The organism is Kribbella sp. NBC_01510 (assembly GCF_045040325.1).
GTDB lineage: Bacteria > Actinomycetota > Actinomycetes > Propionibacteriales > Kribbellaceae > Kribbella.
The window spans coordinates 3,171,530-3,186,999 of sequence record NZ_CP109418.1; the positions used below are offsets into that span (position 1 = coordinate 3,171,530).

Below are 15,470 nucleotides of genomic sequence, written 5' to 3' on the forward strand. Positions count from 1 at the left end.
TGTGCAGACCGCTTGAGCTCGGTCGGCTGGCGACGTCGTGCTCACCGATTCCTTGCTGATGGCCCATATGGACGACACGATCACCCGCCTGGCCACGCGCTGATCCGTCTCCGAGCCGGGTGACTGCCTGCCGGACCAGCGTCAGCACAGAGTCACTCACATCCATTGCGCATCGACCGCATCGGGGCCGGAATCCCTTCAGGGGTTGACTTTGCGCCCTCCCTGCGTAGTGTGCGCGGTGGGGCGGGTTGCTGTTGCGCGGTGTTGGGGTCGGACTGTTCGGCTGCACAGCGCAGCCTTTCTACGCGTAGGCCGTGCCGGCCCTTCCGCCCGGCCTCGATGGCCGGGCGATGGCGGGGGTCGCCACCTGTTCGCAAGCGGCTGTCCGTCTGCGGTCACCGGGCTCGGGCCTGGTCGGCCACCATGCCCATCGAGGCACAGGGAGGGACCATGCGCATTCAGCATTGGTCGAAAGCTTCAGCAGGAACAGGTCGCAGCTCGCGCGGTAGCGTCCGAGCGGGACGAGCAGGTCGGCGCCTGGTCGTCACGTTGGTCGCCATCCTCGGGCTGATCGTCGCGAGCGCGGGGACGGCGTCAGCCACCGGGAAGTACCACTCGCGCACCTGGGTTGTGAAACCGGGCCACTCGATCCAGAAGGTGGTCGACAAGGCCCGCTCAGGCGACACCATCAAGTTGAAGAAGGGCGTGTACTACGACGCGGTCTGCGTCGTCGGCAAGGGACTCACGATCATCGGTGCCGGCCAGGGTCGTACGGTCGTCAAACCACCCAAGAAGAAGTTCACGAAGACCGCCTGCTGGGAGACACCAGACGAGGTCTCGGGCTTCGCCTTCGCGGGCCCGGACCGCAAGTCCAAGGTCAGCAACCTCACCACGGACGGCCACCCGGGCATCGGCGTGGTGGCGTTCGAAGCCAAGCGCGGGATCGAGGTGTCGCATCACACCGGGCTGAGGCACGGTGAGTACGGCGCGGCAGCGTTCGAGTCCACGGGCATCGTCTTCACCCACAACACCGAGCTCGGCAACGGCGGCGAGGCGGGCCTGTACGTCGGCGACACCGACAACGCCAAGGCGTACGTGGCGCACAACCTGCTGAAGGGCTGGGCGTTCGGCATGTTCATGCGCGACTCACGGCATGGCCTGGTGACCCACAACGTGATGCGGGCCAACTGCATCGGTGCCCTGGTTCTCGACACCGGTCCTAACGGCACCACTCCGGACGGGGTCAACCGTCCGGGCGGCGCATGGTCCCTCGTCGGCAACCTGCTCACCGACAACGACCGGTTCTGCCCGGCCGAGCCGCCCGAGGTACCGGCTCTGTCCGGCAACGGCGTCGTCGTGCTCGGTGCCGACCACGTGCTGGTGAAGGACAACAAGATCATCGGCAACAACGCGTCCAAGCCCGGTGACATCCCGTCAGCGGGCGTCGCGGTCCTCAACGGTTCGCTGGCCGGCTCGGACGCCCCGGAGAACGTCGCGGTCGTACGCAACTTCTTCAAGAAGAACGACCTGGACATCCTCTGGGACGGGACTGGCAAGAACATCGTATTCCGTGAGAACTCCTGCAAGACCAGCAACCCGGCCTCGATCTGCAAGCACTCGCACCACTGATCGGGCGCACGCCCTGAGTAGAGGCGACACTGGTCCCACGCCCAGTCGGACGTGGGACCAGTACGCCACTCCCTCAGCTCATCGCGATGCCGACGTACTGCGTGCGTCGTCTCCTGGAGCTCGGTCCCGGGCTAGTCCCTCGCACGTTCGTCTGGGATCAGTGCCGCAGGTTCCTCGTTCTCGCCCCTCGGGCTGCGCTATGGGCTGTGGTCGCCGGCCGCGGCCAGAGACCACTCGGAGGCGAGCCGCCGCCCGTACCGGGCGAGGTAGGAGGCGCTGCGAGAAGCACGCGCACATGCCGCACCTTTGTGGAGATCTGAACCCGCGCTTGGGTTGTAGTGGTTGGTGGGTACCTCGTGTAGATGAGCTCTCCGATCCAGCAGCTTGCGCCTGCGCGCGATATCGACGCCCGCCTCACCGAGATCGAGCGCAGCTTGAATCTGCTGCTCAACATCACGCCGGTCAATGCGGCGGAGGCATGGGCGGACTTCGAGCGGTCTGACTTCGGGACGGCTCCGACTCTGCGGCTCAGACCGCTGGAGTTCGAGCCGGACGTGGTACGACGTGATCTCTACAGCCTCGAGATCGAGAACGTCACCGACCCTGCGCTGCACGCACTCTTCGGGGCGAAGCGCGACGAGATAGCACGACAGATCACGGTCTTGGAGGATCGCGACACGTCACGGTTCGTGTACGGGTCGCTGCAGCTGTATGGAGGGATTGCCCAGCCTCTCGCGTCCGCCGCGGATAGGCTGCTCGAGAACATCCCAGCCCAGGCTCCCAGCACCCGAAGCGTCACGGCCGGCGCGTTCGCGGAGGCGGCTCATGCGGAGTTCGATCGGTACCGTGCGGTGTATCCGGACTTCCCGGTGCACATCGAGGTGCGCGACGATATCTCCGAACTGATGGTGTCGTTCGGTTGGCTGCTCATCCCCGAGGCCGCCACTATCAGGGCGGATCGCGTCGAGCCGTTGCTGCATCACGAGGTCGGCACCCATGTCGTCACCTACCAGAACGGTGCCAGGCAGCCCCTGACGCTGCTGACGATCGGGCTGCCGGGCTACGACGAGACCCAGGAGGGCCTTGCCGTGCTCGCCGAGTACCTGACCGGCGGGTTGGATCCGCGGCGTCTGCGCGTGCTCGCGGCGAGGGTTGTTGCGATCGGCCAGATGCTCGACGGCGCCGGATTCCTGGAGATCTTCGAATCGTTACGGGCAGAACATCGGATACCGACGAGGACCGCCTGGTCCATCGCCATCCGGGTTGTCGTGGGGGGCGGTTCTGTGAAGGACGCGATCTACCTGCGTGGGATCACGCGCATCCTCGAGGCCCTCGCCGAGGGCAGCAGCCTCGATGCCCTCTTCGTCGGCAAGCTCGCGTTGGATCAGATCCCGTTGATCCAGGATCTGCTCGACCGCAAGGTGCTCAAGGCGCCATGGGTGCGTCCACGCTGGCTGGACGTGCCCGGCGCTCAGGAGCGCCTTGACAGGCTGCGCGCGGGTGCGTCGGTCACGGACCTGTATGAAGGAGATGTATCCGCATGAGGCTTGCCTTCTTCGTCAACGACGTCGCCACCGAGGTAGACGAGTACACCACGACGCGGCTGGCGAGGGCCGCCGCTCAGAGTGGGCATGAGGTCTGGTACGTCGGCGTCGGAGACGTCGACCTCGGGGAAAGCGATGGGCAGTTGGTCGCCCAGGCTCATCCCGCAGAGTCCGAGAAAGACGACACGCTCGAGGTCTTCATGGAGCGCATCAAGGAGCGCGATGCCGAACGGATCGTCATGGACGACCTCGACGCCTTGTTCCTACGCAACGAATCGATCGACGATCTGCACGAGCGACCGTGGGCAAGTCCACTGGGTGTGGTTTTCGGCCAGATGCTCCAGGCACGAGGCGTCACGGTGGTGAACGACCCGATGTCCCTGACACGTGCAACGAGCAAGCTCTACCTGGAAGAGTTCCCCGAGAAGATCCGCCCCCGATCGCTGGTGACGCGCGACCCGGAAGCAATCGAACGGTTCGCCGGCAAGGTCGGCCACTGCGTCGTCAAGCCGCTGTACGGAGCCAAAGGCCGAAACGTGTTCATGATCGAGGACGCGGACGAAGCGAACCTCGCCCAAATGACGGAAGCGGTACTCCAGGACGGCTACGCGATCGTCCAAGAGTTCGTCGACGGCGGCGAGGACGGCGATGCCCGGATCTTCCTGCTCGAGGGACAGATCCTCGAGCGCGACGGGAAGCCGGCCGCCTTCCGGCGGGTGCCCACAGGTAACGACCCACGGGCCAACATCAGCAAGGGTGGACGCTCGGTCCCTCTCGAGATCGGTGCCGTGGAACGCGGCATCGTCGAAGCAATGAGCGAGAAACTCGTGGCCGACGGCATGTACTTCGTCGGCATCGACGTGATCGGCGACAAAGTGGTGGAGATCAACGCGGAGAGCCCCGGCGGGATGCAGAGCGTCGAAAGGCTCTACGAGATCGACGTCTGCCCGACCGTCATCCAAGCCCTCGAGCGCCGCATCGGCTCGAAGCCCTGAGCCGCCGCAGTGTCCGTGAAGCGGTCGCCATCGGCGTCAGGCAGGCCGTCCTTGCACAGGATCGCGCGAGCATTGTGCCCTGCCGAACGTTCTGTCACGCCCCGTGCAGATCGACATCGCCCCTCTGCCGCTGATAGCGAATCGCGCTCGGCCGATGACCGTGAAGCCGAACTGCGTCGAGCAGCGGGTCTTGCGACAATCGGCGACGTGCACGAGTTCACTCGCGCGAGTGCCGAGCCGCAGGTCCTCAGGCGGGAGAACGCAACTTGAGCGCCGGCTGCGGGAGGTCGAAGCCGACTACGAAGATGCCGATGGGGCCTGGAACTGTCCGACCTGACCGGCGACCGCGACTTCGTCATCGGCACCTCCCGCAACGGCACCGGACCGCCACCCGACGACCCGAAGCGTGACGACGAATGGTGCAACCCGGCCCGGCAGGCACTCGGCGCCGCGCCGCAAACCACCCATCAGCCACACCTCGCCGCGTTCCTCTGGATCAAAGCCCCACGTGAATCCGACGGGGAATGCGGCGGCGAACAGACCTACCTGTTCTCGCCCACACAGGCACGCAACCTCATCGCCGCCACACGCCGGCTGACACCGGCGCAACGCGCCGCCGCCGCAACCGCGTCCCTAGCAGTTCCCTAGCCGACACCACCCAGCCTTGACCGGTTGCCGCGGCCGTTGTCCCTCCGCGGTTGGTGGACTCGACCTGCGGAGTATTGCTTGATCCGCGTGAGCGGTGGGTACCGGCGCTCTACCAAATGCTCGAGACACCGGGTGCGGGCCTCGAGCCCGCACGCGTTGTCACGGGCTCCCTGCTGGGCCACGGCCCACCCGCACCCGAAAGGCAGACCAAGATGTCGATGCATGCATTCGACCCCTGGACCTACCGAGCGACTTCCGGCTACACCGAGGGCAACGACCTGACCGGATACAAGATCGCCGCCACCGACGGCGACATCGGCAAGGTCGACGAAGCCACCGACCAGACCGGCAGCGCCGGGCTGGTGGTCGACACCGGACCGTGGATCTTCGGCCGCAAGGTGCTGCTACCGGCCGGCGTGGTCGAGCGGGTCGACCACGACGACGAGAAGGTCTACGTCGACCGAACCAAGGACCAGATCAAGGCCGCCCCCGAGTACGACCCGGACACCCGCGTCGATGACGATTACCGCACCCGGCTCGGCGGCTACTACGACGACACCTACCGGACCGGCATGTAGCCAGCTGTGCGTAGACCGGCCGTTCGGCGGCCGGTGCCGCGGTCCCGCCCAACACGGGTCCCGCGGCCACGGCCGCCGAACACACCTACCAGATCGCCCGCCGCTCGGCGCTCACCCCCGGGAGGCCGAGATGGCGACGATTGACCCTGCCGGTGCAGGCGCCGCGGAGGCGTTTGCCCGGTTGGCGATCGAGTTGCATGGCGCGGGCGGGCTCGAGGAGACCGTCGATGCGGTCGTGCAGTTCGCGCTCCAGGCCCTGGACTGTTCCCATGCCGGCATTGCCCTTTACAGCCGTGGACGGCCGCAGGTGCCGGCCGCAACCGACCCGCTGGTCTGCGAGATCTTCCATCACGCCATGGCATCGGGGCACGCGCCGCTGGTCGAGGCGATGCGAACCGGCCAGGACGTCTTGGTCCGAGACATCGCCACCGACGGTCGCTGGCCCGAATGGGCTGTCGAGGTCCGTGAACTCGGCGTCCGCGCCGTCTTGGATGTGCCGCTCACCATCGCCACCGGCACCGTCGGGATGCTCGGCCTGTACAGCACCACACCGGAGGCGTTCGGCCCCGATGACATTGCCGTCGCGCAGATCCTGGCGCGGCACGCCTCGGTCGCGCTCGCGAGCGCCCGCCACGAGGCGAACCTCGCGCAGGCCGTCGACGCCCGCAAACTGGTCGGACAGGCGATGGGGATTTTGATGGAACGCTTCGACCTCGACAGCGACCGGGCCTTCACCGTCCTGAGACGCTACTCCCAAGACACCAACACCAAACTCCGTGACGTCGCCCAGCAACTCATCGACACACGCAGACTCCCCGGCACGACAGCCCGGCCATTGAATGCCGAAGCCGCTCCCGGGAATCAGGATGGCCAACACGCCTCGCCGCACCGTCCAGTCGGCGCCTAGATCCCGGGCACCCAGACGGCATCGCCCTGAACTGCCTACCAGCGCTCGCAGAAGTACGGTCTGGTCGATGGCGCAAGCGTAGGGACGAACGCACTCATCTAGCCGCGATCCGCGCGCTCATGGCGATGTGCGGATGCTACTAATGACCTACGCGTGAGGTTGATACGAGTCGTGCTCCCCATAGAAGATGACCGCCTGCGTAGCTTCCTCCGAAGTCGGCACTGCACCGTCTCGCCACTCGCTCCAGACCCTCATGACCTCCACGGACACGCCACCACCAGCGTGCTGATCACGAGGTCTTGTGTGACTGGGTCGCCGCCGATCACCTCGGCGGTCACGACTGGTGTCCCACCGCTGTCGACCCCGGCGACGAGTACACCCTCGTTCTGCTCCTGGATCCGACGGGCAACTACGACAACGACCGGGTGGTCGGCTGCTCCTGCATCGGCTGTGGCTACCACCCGTTCGGCACGCCCGAACTCGAACCCGCCCCACACCCACCGTCTGGCCGTTCGTCACGACAGACCCCGGCCGGGGGATGGCGGGGTCAGTCTGACTGGCTTGCGCCCGGGGTGGACACGCAACCAGCTCCATCCAACGCCACCGGACCTCACAATCACTGCCTGACACGAAAGCGTCAACCGCAAATCCTCCCGGCCAACTCCCCCGTAGGCCCCAGAACTACTTGGCCGGCCGGAAGGATCTGCGGCCCGACGCTGGCCCCCTCCCACCAGCGCGAGCTGGATCCCGCTCGAGAAAGGAGCCAGCTGACCTGTCCCAGGTGCCCCAGGCCAAACGTCTCGCAAGGAGGCCGCGCATGAGGTGGCCGGCGCCGTCGCCTCCGGTCCCTCGTACGCCCAGACGCGGTAGTGGTCGGGGTTGACGCCGACGGCGGTGCAGACCGCCCCTGCTCGTGGGTCGGAGTGGACCAGCGGACGGGGGCGTTGTAGCGGCGGCGTGGAGCCATTCATGGAGCGAACTGCCCGATACGGATGAAGAATACGGGCACCGGAGATAGGTTCCTTGCAACGCATCACGCCTGAAGACGGCAGATGTGACGGTGACCTTCCTCCTCGTAATGAGAAGGTCGGCCGTCGCATTGCTTGGCTTACCGGGCAGCCCTCCCAGCACAGTGTGATCCGCCAACAGTTGCGACACATGTCCGCCGACTGATTCGCGACCTGGTGGAAGCCTGCCGGCCCTGGCCACCGGCCACCGGCCAACGCACGGATCTGCCGATGAGCGGTCGTGTCACTTCGGCTCGCCCAGATGGACGCAATCTTTGTATCGGGGCTGCCGCGTGGCGGGAACGGTTCCTAGGCAGCGCCGACCTTCCTGGGCGTCAGAACCAGCCGTACCCCGGTCACCAGCAGCCACACGAGCCAGGCGGCGTAGCCGAGCAGCCCCACGAACAGGATCGGCGACCCGTCAGCGATCGCGAGGTTGGCCACCCCGGCGGCGATCAGCAGGCCTCCCCCGGCCACGCCGAGCACACGCTGCCACGGCGCCGCCAGCCGACTCGCATGCGCCGCCAGCGCCGCGCCGATGAAGGTGGTGCCGAGCGCTGGCAGCGCCAGAGCGAATGCTCCTGCATGCAGCTGCCAGACCAGCTCGAACAGCGGGCTCGGCTCGGCGAGACCGCCGGCGGACAATACGACTCCGTTCCACAGAACGGCGTAGAGCGCGAGGACCGCCGCGAGAGTCGCGCCCGCGGCCACCGCGAGGCGCGACCAGTCGGCGCCCGCACCCCCGCGACGCCCGACCAGCCCGTGGAGACCGGTCACGAACACGAGCAGCAGCGGCAGGTTCAGCGCCTCTGAGCCGACCGCGATCGCGACCGCGCCCCGGTTCTCCGCGTGGAAGGCGAGCACCTTCTCGATCGGGTCGCCGAAGCCGGGCGCTCCGGCCCAGACCAGCACCGCATTCTGGATGACCAACGACGCTACCAATGCGATCGCCGCCGCGCCCACGACCCGCTCCCCGAACGCAGGGGTCGGGATCGGCCCCCTTTTGTGCGGCGATCTCATCTCTTACTCCTTCGGGCGCCGTCAGCGGAACCTTGTTCACGGCCACAGCATGCGCTTGTGTAGCCGCAATCAACATAGGGGATCACCCCGATCTACGCCCGGGCCTACCCTGCCGCTGCTGTTGCGCTACTAAACGCTGACTCGGGAAACGCACTCATCTGCCGCGATCCGCGCGCTCATGCCGAATTCAGGAAGTTGCGCAGTGGACTCGATGTCCCGCCTGCGGCCAGAAGAGTGCTCGGTTCCGATACCGTCAGGCTGTGGCCGGTTGGGAGAGTCTGCGTGTGGACCTGCGCCTGTTACTTGAGGAGTCACCGGGTGCGCTCGTGGTAGGGCCCGACCCCGATTACGAGCGGCGTGAGCAGCGGATCCGCATCGAGCTCGCCGCCTGGGCAACCGACATCGCGGCCGCGCTGAACGGAAAGTACGGGAGCCTCGTGGATCTGCGCGTCGGGGCGATGACCTTTCCGGCCGGACAGCTATTGGTGAGCGAGCACGCACGCCAGCTACACGGAGCACCTGCTGACTCCGCCGGGCTCGAGGTGGAACCCCTGTCTCCGTTGTCGGTCCGGACCGGTCGGTTCACGCACGAGGAGGTGCTGGTAACGAATCGAGCCGCGCACGAGCAAGTGCTCCTCACCAACGGTGCCCTGACATCGGCAGTGACCGACAACTCCGGCACCGTCGTCGGTCTGTACGTCGGCCCGCACACCCTCGCCCGGGTGGGGTTCGCGATCGAACCTCACCAGAGCCGCCCCGTGCCCGTCTTGATCGGCACAGCCTCGGTAGTTCCCGACGTGGGGTACGCCGTCCCGCCCGGAAGGTGGCGGCTGGTCATCGCGCTACAGACCGACAACGGCAACATGGTGGCGGCGCCGCTGGAGATCACCATCACGCCGTAAGCAGCACACGGAACGCCGACCAGCGGCTAACCGGGATGCTCGCCACCCAACCCACATGGACCCCAGCGCCGAGCCGTGGGTAGCAACCATGAAACGCACTGATTTGCCGCCGAGATTGAAACACGACCATGCCGATATGCGGTCCCTGACGAATGGAACGACTAACCTGCGTCGGTGACCGACGACGAGGTGCAACTGACGCAAGCCCAGGCGTATGAGGCGGCCTATCGGTTTGTCTGGCAATACATGGATCGGGAACCCGATCCCGACGCCGTCTCTCTGCAAGAGATGGTCGTGGCCCTTGAGCCCACTGCCGACCAGTACCGGACCAACGACCCTGCCTCGTGGGCTGACTGGCTGAACTGCGTCCGCGACACACTTGACGGCGTGCCGCTGCCACGGTTCCCACGAACCTGAGAAACGCACTCATCTGCCGCCGACAGTGAAAGTACGCCCATGCCGATGATTGGACTGCGGCTGGACGACTTAGGACGGCCTTTCGCCGGCCGCCGCCAACGCACCCGGCACAAGATCGGCTCCCCACCACCCCGGCTTCTGCCGATTTGAGCCCTTATTGATCAAGGGCGCGCCTTCGGTGCGCGGCCCCGGACTGCCGGACGCCACTGGCGCGCCGTCCTCGCCGGAGCCAGGAGCAGGACGCTTCCCCGTCCACGCGAATCCCAAGTGCCACGAGCGACTGTCCTGGCGACTGACCGCCCGGTTAGCCCCGTCCCCCTGGCCGCTCGATTGTCCGGTCACCACGACACACGTCAAGAGCGCCAAGGCGTCCCTACGGGATCGGCAAGCCGACTCTTGACATGCGCCGCGCTGACCTTGATCTGCCAGCTATCAGCGGGACGGGGCCAGAATGGCGACTACCTTGAGCCCGATGCCACACCTGAGAGGCGCGACGATGCAGTTCAACCCGGAAGAACTGGGGGAGCATGCGACCGACCTGCGATACGCGCCCAACAAGCTATATGGCGACGAGATCGAGGCAGCCAGCGGCACGATTTACCGAGCAGACTCGTCGGGCGAGTGGCTCAGCCACGGCGAGATCGAGGATCTGATCCAGCACTCTGAGGATCTCGAAATTTTGTTGGTCGACCACTCCGCAGCCTATCCGCCCGGGATCTACAGGGTCCGGGGCGACAAGATGAAGTCCTGGACGCGGCGGCTGTCCCGCCTCTACCTGACGGATGATGGTGAGGCTGATGCAGGAATTGGCTGGGGACTCATGGCCCATCGCTGGGTGGCCGATGACCGCGAAGCCTTGGTATTCAGCGTCTCCTGCTAGCTGAGCTAAGGCCAGGCGTCCTCGTGCCCTCCGCGTGCCCTAAGCGGTGGTCGCTGGGCGTCACTCAAAGGGTATTGCGGGGTGGCTTTCAAGCGTGAGGAACCCATCCACGCGGGTGATCAGCAGCCCTTCCAAACTGGTGATGTGGCGTCGTCTGGCAGCCATTGGGGGGACGGCGAAGGAGTGGCGGCGCGGTGTTAGGAGACGAGCTCGTCGATCACGATGCCTTCGTTCGCGAGGGTTTCCCGCATCCAGCGCCGTATCAGCTCGTTCGAGATGTCCCATGCGTACTGCAGGCCTTCAGCGGGTGTCTGCCTTGTGTCCGCGCGGAGAGATCCGGGGAGACTCGCGGCGGTGTCCGCTAGCAACCGGATCAGCTCGTGGTAGTCGTCGACGACTTCGCCCGACTCGAATCCGGGATCTCGTCGAAGATACGCAATCGTGCGAATGCAGGCCAGCGCACCTTGGATGAGGACCACGTTCGCCCGCGTGGCCAGTTCCTCGCCGCGACGGTCTCTTCTCCACATGCAGCAATCATCCAGCACGTCAACTGAGCGGAAGGTCGGCCCTCCGCGTGCCCAGCGGATGATGCCCACGGGCGGACCGGTCACTCAGGGGGTGGAACCGGGGGAGCGCACGCTTCGCAATCTGGCGTTCAGGGAGCGGGAGTGCCGCAACCGCCTTTTCAAGGCAGTGCTGAGTGACCCCAACGGCCCCAAACTGCGGGCACAAGGCCCCCTATCGACCTATGGCTAGCCGGGCTGAGGCAGGTGGGTTGCTGGCCGCTGCAGGCTCCTACCGGACCAGAAGGTGCCGGCGCCGGCGGCGTCGCCTGGTCGGGCCTGACCAGGCGTGAGCAGTGTCGTGGGGTGGTGGAGATACCTGGCATGACTCGTGGCACGAAATGACGGATACGCATGGGGATTCTCGCGCTCGTTGGGGGCGGCCGTGTTGCTAGAAGCGCTGGTAGAGAGCGGATGCGACGGTGTCGTTCTTCCTCGTAATGAGAAGGTCGTCAGTTCCAACGTCGCAAGCGCGTCGGCGAGCGCTGTTGACTCACCGAAGTGATCGATGGACTGGCGCGAGACTCCCCCTTCAGCGGTCCGTCGGTTGCCTCGAGTCGGCTACCTAGTCGCCACGAAGGTTGTCGTCGCGTCTGCAGAGCCAGCCAGGCTGACAACGAGCTCGTAGTCGCCGATCTCGGTCAGGTTTCCACCGCTGCGACGGATTGCGCCGACAAGCAGCTGGCGGAGATCTGACGTGTCTTCGGGATCGGCCTCGGCGCGGAACTTGGCGATCGGGTCGCCAAGGAAACGGACCTCGAGGTCGAGCGGCCGAGCCTGTCCGTCGGACAAGGGAGCTTTGTCGGTGCGACCGATAGTTGGCTCAAGGATGGTCGGGGCTGCGGCTGGAGCGACGTGCTTGACGAGGGTGCGGCGTCCGGAGTTGAGCTCCACGAGCCCCCACTCGTCGAGGAGTTTGACCGCTCGTTGAGCTGTTGAGACTGAGGCGCCGTGGGTAGCGGCGAGCTCCTTGATGGACGGGATGGGAAGGCCCTGGCGCAGGGTGCCCTGGAGGATCTGGGCTCGGAGGTCTACGGCGATCTTCTCGTAGGGGCTTGTCGGGTTCAGCTCGGTGATACCGATGGCTGGTGCGGCGGCGATTCCGGGGCGGGTGGGCATGCGGGAGGCAAGGCTGCCGGCTGCGCGTTGGTCGGATTCAGAGACCCAGGCGGTGTAGGCGCGGAGGGTAGTGGTTCCGCCGCCACCGTGGCCGAGGCGGCCGGCGACGGTTCGGACGTCGACGCCTGCGGCGATCAGTTCGGTGGCGGAGTAGTGGCGGAGCTTGTGGAGAGTGGTCTTGATTCCCAGGCGGCTGGCCAGCTTGCTGTATCGCTGGGTGACGGAGTCCGGGATCAGGTGCGTGGATCCGTCGGGAGCTAGCGAGAAGACGAAGGAGTCGTCAGCGAGCTCGAGTTGGAGTGCCTCGGTTCGGGCGAGAGCGCGTGCCTTGTGTTCGTGGAGGAGCTCGATGGTATCGGGGTCGAGGGTGATGCGGCGGTCCTGGTGGGCTTTGGTGTCTTTCTCCCACTTCTTCCCGCTGCGTTGGCCGATGGCCTTCTCCAGGTGGAGTACGGCGTTGTCCAAGTCGACGTGGTGCCAGCGGATCGCGCAGAGTTCGCCGCGGCGTTGACCGGTGATCATCATCAGCCAGATGAGAGCTCCCCAGTCGGGGTCTTTGCAGGCCTCGTTGATGATGCGGGCGGCTTGCTCGGGAGTTGGCGGCCGTGGGTTGCCCTTCGGGGCCGCCGGCGGTTCGGCGTCTGCGATCGGGTTGGTTGTGACCCACTTCCAGCGGACCGCGCGACGCAGAGCGCCGTACAGGATGAAGTGGATCTGGCGGATCGTCGAGGCCGCAAGGGGCTTGCACGTGTGGGGGCGGCAGCGCTCGTCGCACTCGTGTTTGCGAGTGGTTCTGTGGTCGATCTGGCCCTTGGTGTTCCTGCAGTGGTCGCGGCACCGGCGGAGCTCGGCGTACAACGAGTCCATGATGCCCGCGTCGAGGGAGCCGACCTTCAAGTCGCCGAGGAGTGGGCGGATGTGCTTGTCGGCGTAGCCCTTGTAGACGTCGAGGGTGTTGAACTCGAGATCGGCTTCGGACAGGTACTTGTCGAGCAGCTGGTTGACCGTGGCCTTGGTGCGCGGGTTGCGGCGCTCGTACACCTGGTTGAGCAGCCGGACGCGGGTTTCCTCGGCCAGCCTCTCGGCGTCCGGGCCGGCCGGGATGACCTCGGTCAGGTCGTGACGCCGCTTCGAGACCGGGTCGATGCCGGCATACACGCGCACTCTGATGGCGCCGCTCGGCAGCGCATCGATGCCGCCGCGATCGCGCATCTTGCGACCATTCGCCCTGGCCATGCGGGCAAGTCTAGACCCACCTTGCGTCACGAACCGTGTCACGACGCGAATCCCAGAGGCTAGCTGACCCCCTCAGACGAGTGGCCCCTGACTTGTTCCTGCAGGTCAGAGGCCATTTTCTGATGGTAGGCCCCGTGGGACTCGAACCCACAACCCGCGGATTAAAAGTCCGCTGCTCTGCCAGTTGAGCTAGAGGCCCTCTCACGAGGGGTGAGGGGAACAGTGTGTCAGGTTTGTCGAGGGGTTTGCTCGGTGGGGGCGGGATCGGGATCGCGAAGTGATCACTGTTCGGAGTGGAGTGGTCGGCGTACTCTCAGGCTCAGGGGGAGCAAGGGGGCACGAACATGGTGGTTGTGGAGCGGGCGGCGATCATCGGGGTGCATCGTGAGGTGGTGGATGCCTGGCGGGAGATCGTCGGGCTGGCGAGCACGCTGGGGCTGGCCGATCGGATCGTGATCGGGGTCAAGCTCAAGGCGCGGGCTGATGCGCTGGCGACGTACGAAGGGCTGGTCCGGGACGCGGGGGACCTGGCCGGCGATGCGCGAGCGTTCGCGGCGGCGGTGAAGACACAGAATCCACTGACTGCCGGGTTCTGCGGTGTCGGAGTGGCTGCCGGGGGGCTGGGGTTCTTCGGGTGGTGGTCGTTCGAGGCGCTGAAGGGGGCGTTCACCGCGGACGTGGGTACGGCGGGGATGGCGCAGACGACCGTGGCCTTGATCGGCGTGCTGACGGTGGCGGCGGGTGCCGTGATCATCGGGGTCGTCCGGGCCGCGGTGATCGCTGCTCACTCCGGGCTGCAGGCGCGGGAGATCTTCGGCGTCAACGAGCATCCGTCCGTGGTCATGCTGCGGGAGGTGCGGCCGGCCGAGGAGCGGTTGTTCGCCGTCTTCCAGCAGCGGGTCCCGGAGCCACCGATCAGCGCAGGACCGTTGATCGTGCTGGGGGTCGGCGGGCTGATCGCCGGGATTGTCTTCGCGATGATGGTCGGGGTCGGCGCCGGCACAAGCTGAGGTTGACCCGGAGGTCGCCTGCGCTGTGTGTTGCACACAGGTCAAGGCGGTGACGCTGGGGGTGTCGACTGGCGTGCCGCTTCCTCGGGGAGGAATGGCGATGGTTTTCCGGATCCAATTCGGGTGCGCCGAACGCCACACCATCAGCCCGATCGGGACCCACATCCTGACCGGATCCCACGGCTGACTCGACAGTAGGTCACGAAACCGCTGCGGTTCGCGACGGATCCGCGCCAACCCCTCGCCTGACGCGGCGGCCCGGTGGTACGGATCGGAACTTGCCCGGGAAGTCCGGGCGCTGACAATCCCGCCGCGGGGGGAACCGACGGCGGGTTGGGGGGAATCGTGCATCTCATTCGTGCTGCGCTGGCGCCCATCGCGCTGCTGGCTGTCGGCGCACTCGCCACCGGTTGCGGATCATCATCGGGTACGACGGATGCCGGTGAACCGGCCGCGATCGCGAGCATCCGGACCGCCGCCACGCCGACGTCCACTCCGGCTTCGACCACGGCGCCACCGACGACCGAGCCCACAACGACCGCGGAGCCGACGACGAAGGCCAAGCCGACCGCGCCGACGCCGGCGCGGGTGACGACCAGGAGGCAGGTCATCGAGTTCAAGACCATCCCGTTCAAGAAGAAGACGGTGACGGACGGCTCGCTTCCGAAGGGCGAGAAGACCATCCGGACCACGGGCAGCAACGGGACACGCAAACTGACCTACGAGGTCACGTACGTGAACGGCGTACAGACGGCCAAGGAGCTGCTGCGGCAGGAGGTCTCCAAGCAACCGCGGACACAAGTGACCGTCGTCGGCACCAAGGTCGAGGAGGAGAGCGGGTCGTCGGGTTGCGATCCGAACTACAGCGGCTGCGTCCCGATCGCCAGCGATGTCGACTGCTCAGGTGGCAGTGGCAACGGTCCGGCGTACGTCCAAGGTCCGGTCACTGTGATCGGCGATGACATCTACGGCCTCGACCGCGACGGTGACGGCATCGGCTGCGAGGACTGAGACC

Annotated in this window: 14 protein-coding genes and 1 tRNA gene; 11 read left to right on the plus strand and 4 right to left on the minus strand. The window is 66.3% G+C overall.

Going from position 1 to position 15,470, the window contains the following annotated elements:
- The first annotated feature begins 549 nt into the window (after positions 1 to 549).
- The 6 genes from OG558_RS15710 (at position 550) to OG558_RS15735 (ending at position 6,301) form a co-directional block, all read left to right on the plus strand.
- The gene (locus tag OG558_RS15710) at positions 550 to 1,629 is read left to right on the plus strand and encodes a hypothetical protein (RefSeq protein WP_405070925.1); all 1,080 of its coding nucleotides are present in this window, start codon (positions 550 to 552) and stop codon (positions 1,627 to 1,629) included.
- 362 nt (positions 1,630 to 1,991) lie between these two features.
- The gene (locus tag OG558_RS15715) at positions 1,992 to 3,173 is read left to right on the plus strand and encodes a flavohemoglobin expression-modulating QEGLA motif protein (protein WP_405070926.1); all 1,182 of its coding nucleotides are present in this window, start codon (positions 1,992 to 1,994) and stop codon (positions 3,171 to 3,173) included.
- Complete coding sequence (locus OG558_RS15720; RefSeq protein WP_405070927.1) at positions 3,170 to 4,168, plus strand: glutathione synthase; 999 nt, start codon at positions 3,170 to 3,172, stop codon at positions 4,166 to 4,168. Before OG558_RS15715 ends, OG558_RS15720 begins: the two co-directional genes overlap by 4 nt.
- A gap of 333 nt (positions 4,169 to 4,501) precedes the next feature.
- Positions 4,502 to 4,816 (plus strand): glycoside hydrolase family 6 protein, encoded by a 315-nt coding sequence (locus OG558_RS15725; RefSeq protein ID WP_405072173.1) that lies wholly within the window; start codon positions 4,502 to 4,504, stop codon positions 4,814 to 4,816.
- A 212-nt stretch (positions 4,817 to 5,028) separates the two neighbouring features.
- Positions 5,029 to 5,394, plus strand: coding sequence for a PRC-barrel domain-containing protein (locus OG558_RS15730; RefSeq protein ID WP_405070928.1), 366 nt, complete (start codon positions 5,029 to 5,031; stop codon positions 5,392 to 5,394).
- Positions 5,395 to 5,524: 130 nt separating this feature from the next.
- Positions 5,525 to 6,301 carry a GAF and ANTAR domain-containing protein gene (locus OG558_RS15735; protein WP_405070929.1) on the plus strand — a complete coding sequence of 259 codons (777 nt, stop codon included), beginning with the start codon at positions 5,525 to 5,527 and terminating at the stop codon, positions 6,299 to 6,301.
- Between the two features lie 1,316 nt (positions 6,302 to 7,617).
- On the opposite strand, the gene OG558_RS15740 is transcribed toward OG558_RS15735, so the two are convergent.
- Positions 7,618 to 8,328, minus strand: a complete 711-nt coding sequence (locus OG558_RS15740) for a hypothetical protein (RefSeq protein WP_405070930.1) — start codon at positions 8,326 to 8,328, stop codon at positions 7,618 to 7,620.
- 284 nt (positions 8,329 to 8,612) lie between these two features.
- Between OG558_RS15740 and OG558_RS15745 the strand changes: the two genes are divergently transcribed.
- The 3 genes from OG558_RS15745 to OG558_RS15755 all read left to right on the plus strand — a co-directional run bounded on the left by OG558_RS15745 (position 8,613) and on the right by OG558_RS15755 (position 10,527).
- Positions 8,613 to 9,230, plus strand: a complete 618-nt coding sequence (locus OG558_RS15745; protein ID WP_405070931.1) for a hypothetical protein — start codon at positions 8,613 to 8,615, stop codon at positions 9,228 to 9,230.
- Between the two features lie 174 nt (positions 9,231 to 9,404).
- Positions 9,405 to 9,647 (plus strand): hypothetical protein, encoded by a 243-nt coding sequence (locus OG558_RS15750; protein ID WP_405070932.1) that lies wholly within the window; start codon positions 9,405 to 9,407, stop codon positions 9,645 to 9,647.
- 496 nt (positions 9,648 to 10,143) lie between these two features.
- Complete coding sequence (locus OG558_RS15755) at positions 10,144 to 10,527, plus strand: hypothetical protein (RefSeq protein WP_405070933.1); 384 nt, start codon at positions 10,144 to 10,146, stop codon at positions 10,525 to 10,527.
- A gap of 197 nt (positions 10,528 to 10,724) precedes the next feature.
- Here the strand turns inward: OG558_RS15755 and OG558_RS15760 are convergent, their stop codons facing one another.
- From OG558_RS15760 to OG558_RS15770, 3 genes are all read right to left on the minus strand, one after another.
- Entirely contained in the window at positions 10,725 to 11,054 is a 330-nt protein-coding gene (locus OG558_RS15760; RefSeq protein ID WP_405070934.1) for a hypothetical protein, read from the minus strand.
- A gap of 597 nt (positions 11,055 to 11,651) precedes the next feature.
- Positions 11,652 to 13,487 carry a tyrosine-type recombinase/integrase gene (locus OG558_RS15765; protein WP_405070935.1) on the minus strand — a complete coding sequence of 612 codons (1,836 nt, stop codon included), beginning with the start codon at positions 13,485 to 13,487 and terminating at the stop codon, positions 11,652 to 11,654.
- A gap of 81 nt (positions 13,488 to 13,568) precedes the next feature.
- Positions 13,569 to 13,644, minus strand: a tRNA-Lys gene (locus OG558_RS15770).
- 145 nt (positions 13,645 to 13,789) lie between these two features.
- Between OG558_RS15770 and OG558_RS15775 the strand changes: the two genes are divergently transcribed.
- Complete coding sequence (locus OG558_RS15775) at positions 13,790 to 14,455, plus strand: hypothetical protein (protein ID WP_405070936.1); 666 nt, start codon at positions 13,790 to 13,792, stop codon at positions 14,453 to 14,455.
- A gap of 345 nt (positions 14,456 to 14,800) precedes the next feature.
- Positions 14,801 to 15,466 (plus strand): G5 domain-containing protein, encoded by a 666-nt coding sequence (locus OG558_RS15780; RefSeq protein ID WP_405070937.1) that lies wholly within the window; start codon positions 14,801 to 14,803, stop codon positions 15,464 to 15,466.
- The last annotated feature ends 4 nt before the right edge of the window (positions 15,467 to 15,470 follow it).

Bases quoted from the DNA above. Each gene is read 5' to 3' on its own strand.
- OG558_RS15760 (WP_405070934.1), bottom strand. From the start codon at position 11,054: ATGTGGAGAAGAGACCGTCGCGGCGAGGAACTGGCCACGCGGGCGAAC.
- OG558_RS15775 (WP_405070936.1), top strand. From the start codon at position 13,790: ATGGTGGTTGTGGAGCGGGCGGCGATCATCGGGGTGCATCGTGAGGTG.
- OG558_RS15730 (WP_405070928.1), top strand. From the start codon at position 5,029: ATGTCGATGCATGCATTCGACCCCTGGACCTACCGAGCGACTTCCGGC.
- OG558_RS15715 (WP_405070926.1), top strand. From the start codon at position 1,992: ATGAGCTCTCCGATCCAGCAGCTTGCGCCTGCGCGCGATATCGACGCC.
- OG558_RS15735 (WP_405070929.1), top strand. From the start codon at position 5,525: ATGGCGACGATTGACCCTGCCGGTGCAGGCGCCGCGGAGGCGTTTGCC.
- OG558_RS15720 (WP_405070927.1), top strand. From the start codon at position 3,170: ATGAGGCTTGCCTTCTTCGTCAACGACGTCGCCACCGAGGTAGACGAG.
- OG558_RS15755 (WP_405070933.1), top strand. From the start codon at position 10,144: ATGCAGTTCAACCCGGAAGAACTGGGGGAGCATGCGACCGACCTGCGA.
- OG558_RS15740 (WP_405070930.1), bottom strand. From the start codon at position 8,328: ATGAGATCGCCGCACAAAAGGGGGCCGATCCCGACCCCTGCGTTCGGG.